This is a genomic window from Pseudomonas sp. GM49, assembly GCF_000282355.1.
Classification (GTDB): domain Bacteria; phylum Pseudomonadota; class Gammaproteobacteria; order Pseudomonadales; family Pseudomonadaceae; genus Aquipseudomonas.
This window is the reverse complement of sequence record NZ_AKJL01000153.1, coordinates 1-4,053: the sequence shown is the minus strand read 5'-3', so window position 1 is coordinate 4,053 and position 4,053 is coordinate 1. Positions and strand designations below refer to the sequence as shown.

Below are 4,053 nucleotides of genomic sequence, written 5' to 3'. Positions count from 1 at the left end.
GGAGCCGCTGCAACAGCCCTTGCGCCAGCGGCACCGGCTCGTCGCGTTCGGGCACGCGAACCGGCGGCACGCGCACGATATCGCCCGCCTGCAGCTTGTACTCGGGCTTGATCCGACCTTTGTTCACACGCACTTCGCCCTTGCGCAAAATGCGATAAATCAAGGTCTTGGGCACGCCTTTGAGTCGGGCGAGAAGGAAATTATCAATACGTTGGCCGGCATATTCCGGCGAGACCTCAAGCAGTTGTACGCCTGGAGTCGGGGGGGTAGTCGTCGTCATGCTGCGGATGATAACAATTTTTTATGGAATTGAAGCACTTAATCATTGCTGCTATAGTCGCGAACGTCGCCAAAAGCGGCCTGGACAGCGGACCAACGGTCAAAAACCGGCCCTGACCAACGCAATTCACCAGGACGCGAGGCCGTCCTACGGGGCTTTCGCTACGTAACGGTGGAGTTTGCAGGTGTAACGAGCGCAGGTGACATGAGGCCTGAATCACGCCACAAAGCAGAGTTTTTCACTCGTTTTGCGCGCCATATTCACGGCCAGTTCACAAAGTGCAGTCAGTTGCGAATGACCCCGAGCGAAGGCATCGGAAACAACGCCTAAATTAGCCATGATGCGTGACCTCCCCTTTCGGAGCTCACGGTAAATGCCAACCCGCTGCGGATTCTGCGCGCGGCAGCACCCGAATTATCAGGGATACGTGTAGGGTGGAGATGCACAACCGCCGGACTGTGTAGCAACAGGCTTTCTCAAGACGCTTCATCTCGTCCACAGCCGCTGGTTGATTCCTCCTCCTGACTGAGTGCTTAAGTAGCCACAGCAAGCAGGACGCGTACGTCGCGATGAAGGCCCACATTGGCCGGACTTCGCTGGACACGGGAAATGGCCAACCACTCCCGACGCACCTGACACCGACCGTGAGAAGTCGTGTGTGCCGAACGCCGTTTCCGGCAGCCCGGAAACCGACGGTACTACATGAAAAGAATGCTGATTAACGCAACTCAACCCGAAGAGTTGCGTGTTGCACTGGTAGATGGCCAGCGCCTCTACGACCTGGACATCGAATCCGGTGCACGCGAGCAGAAGAAGGCCAACATCTATAAAGGCCGGATTACTCGCATCGAACCAAGCCTCGAGGCTGCCTTTGTCGATTTCGGCTCTGAGCGCCACGGCTTCCTGCCCCTCAAAGAAATCTCCCGCGAATACTTCAAGAAAGCCCCGGAAGGTCGCGTCAACATCAAGGACGTCCTGAGCGAAGGCCAGGAAGTCATCGTTCAGGTCGAAAAAGAAGAACGTGGCAACAAGGGCGCCGCCCTGACCACCTTCATCAGCCTGGCCGGTCGTTACCTGGTGCTGATGCCGAACAACCCGCGTGCCGGCGGTATCTCCCGTCGCATCGAAGGCGAAGAACGCAACGAACTGCGTGAAGCCCTGAACGGCCTGGTTGCCCCGGCCGACATGGGCCTGATCGTGCGTACTGCCGGCCTGGGCCGCAGCAGCGAAGAAATGCAGTGGGACCTCGACTACCTGCTGCAACTGTGGACCGCCATCAAGGAAGCCTCGCTGGATCGCGCCGCGCCATTCCTGATCTACCAGGAAAGCAACGTGATCATCCGCGCGATCCGCGACTACCTGCGCCAGGACATCGGCGAAGTGCTGATCGACAGCGTTGAAGCCCAGGACGAAGCCCTGACCTTCATCCGCCAGGTGATGCCGCAGTACGCCAGCAAGATCAAGCTGTACGAAGACAGCGTTCCGCTGTTCAACCGCTTCCAGATCGAAAGCCAGATCGAAACCGCATTCCAGCGCGTCGTCGAACTGCCTTCCGGCGGTTCCATCGTGATCGATCCGACCGAAGCCCTGGTTTCCATCGACATCAACTCGGCGCGCGCCACCAAAGGCAGCGACATCGAAGAAACCGCGCTGCAAACCAACCTTGAAGCCGCCGAAGAAATCGCCCGTCAGTTGCGCCTGCGCGACATCGGCGGCCTGATCGTCATCGACTTCATCGACATGACCCCTGCCAAGAACCAGCGCGCCGTGGAAGAGAAAGTCCGCGAATGCCTGGAAGCCGACCGCGCCCGCGTGCAAGTCGGTCGCATCTCGCGCTTCGGCCTGCTGGAAATGTCCCGTCAGCGCCTGCGTCCATCCCTGGGCGAAAGCAGCGGCATCGTCTGCCCGCGTTGCAACGGCACCGGCATCATCCGTGACGTTGAATCGCTGTCCCTGGCGATCCTGCGCCTGATCGAAGAAGAAGCCCTGAAAGACCGCACCGCCGAAGTTCGTGCACAAGTGCCGATCCCGGTGGCTGCATTCCTGCTCAATGAAAAACGCAACTCGATCACCAAGATCGAACTGCGCACCCGCGCCCGCATCGTCATCCTGCCGAACGATCACCTCGAGACGCCGCACTTCGAAGTGCAGCGCCTGCGTGATGACAGCCCGGAAGCGGCCACCAACCAGTCCAGCTACGAAATCGCCGCTGCCGCTGCTGAAGTGGAAGAAGTCCAGCCTGCCGCTGCGACCCGCACCCTGGTTCGCCAGGAAGCAGCGGTCAAGACGGCGCCGGCCCGCGCCAACGCTCCGGTTCCGACCGAAGTTGCCGCGCCAGCCCCGGCTCCGGCTGCCGTGCCAGAGCCAAGCCTGTTCAAAGGCCTGGTGAAGTCGCTGGTGAGCCTGTTCGCCACCAAGGAAGAGCCTGTCGCGCCGGTTGTGGTTGAAAAGCCTGCCGCCGAGCGTCCGGCCCGCAACGAAGAGCGTCGCAACGGTCGCCAGCAGAGCCGCAACCGTAACGTTCGCCGCGATGAAGAGCGCAAGCCTCGCGAAGAGCGTGCACCGCGTGAAGAACGCGCACCACGTGAGCCACGTGAAGAGCGTCAGCCTCGCGAAGTCCGTGAGCCACGTGAATCCCGTGAAGAGACTCCGGCAGTAGCCCGCGAAGAACGCGCACCACGCGCTCCTCGTGAAGAACGTGCACCGCGTGCACCGCGTGAAGATCGCAAGCCACGTGGCGAGCGCGAAGAGCGCGTTCGTGAACTGCGCGAGCCTCTGGATGCCGCTCCAGCCGCTCCAGCCGCTGCTGCTACCGCTGAAGAGCGTCCAGCTCGCCAGCCACGTGAAGAACGTGCTCCACGCCCACCGCGTGAAGAGCGCCAACCACGTGCCGAGCAAGCCGCCGCCGCAGCCGAAGAAGAACTGACCACCAGCGAAGAGCAACTGCAGGAAGACGGCCAGGAAAGCCCCGAGGGCGATCGTCCTCGTCGCCGCTCCCGTGGCCAGCGTCGTCGCAGCAACCGTCGCGAGCGTCAGCGTGACGCCAACGGCAACGTGATCGAAGGTTCGGATGAGTCCGAGTCCGGCGAAAACGCCGAAGCACCGAGTGTTGCCGATCTGGCCGCCGGCCTGGCTGTTACCGCAGCCGTCGCCAGCAGCGTGATCAGCGCTCCAGCCGAAGCACAGGCCAACGAGCAAGCCGAACGCGCCACTGCCGCGACCCTGGAAACCGCTCCGGTTGAAGCGCCAGTCGTTGAAGCAACCACGCCGATTGAAGTCACTGCGGCGCCGGAAATCGAAGTGGCGCCAGCGCCTGAGGCACAGCCTGCCGTTGAAGCGGCTGCCGAGCCGGCTCCAGAGGTTGAAGCACCTGCCGTGGTTGCAGAAGCGGTTGTCGAAACCGTGACTGAAACCGTTCGCGAAGTACGTGAAGAGCAAACGGCGTTCAACTGGGTGGCCGAGCCAGCCGTTGCTGAAACCCCGGCACCAGCCGCTGAAACCCAAGTGGTTGAAGCCATGGTTTCCGAGCCGGTGGTTGCTGCTGCAGAACCGGCTCCAGCGCCGGTGGTTGAAGCGCCAGTCGTTGAAGCACCGGTAGTTGCCGAAGCACCTGCACCGGTAGTCGAGGCCGCTCCTGTCAGCGCCCTGACGCCAAGTGGCCGTGCGCCTAACGACCCACGCGAAGTGCGTCGTCGCAAGCGTGAAGCCGAGCGCCTGCAGAAGGAAGCTGAACTGGCTGCCGCTGCTGCTCCGGCTGAAGCGGTTGTCGCTGC

At 61.9% G+C, this 4,053-nt stretch carries 2 protein-coding genes; one reads left to right on the top strand and one right to left on the bottom strand.

Features of this window, described 5'->3' with window-relative positions; genetic code table 11:
- Window positions 1-280: S4 domain-containing protein (locus PMI29_RS31125; protein ID WP_007998159.1), on the bottom strand; the 280-nt coding region annotated here is incomplete at its 3' end.
- Between the two features lie 702 nt (window positions 281-982).
- Here PMI29_RS31125 and rne point away from each other — a divergent pair.
- On the top strand, window positions 983-4,053 hold a 3,071-nt coding region (rne, locus tag PMI29_RS14825), incomplete at its 3' end, for a ribonuclease E (RefSeq protein WP_007998155.1).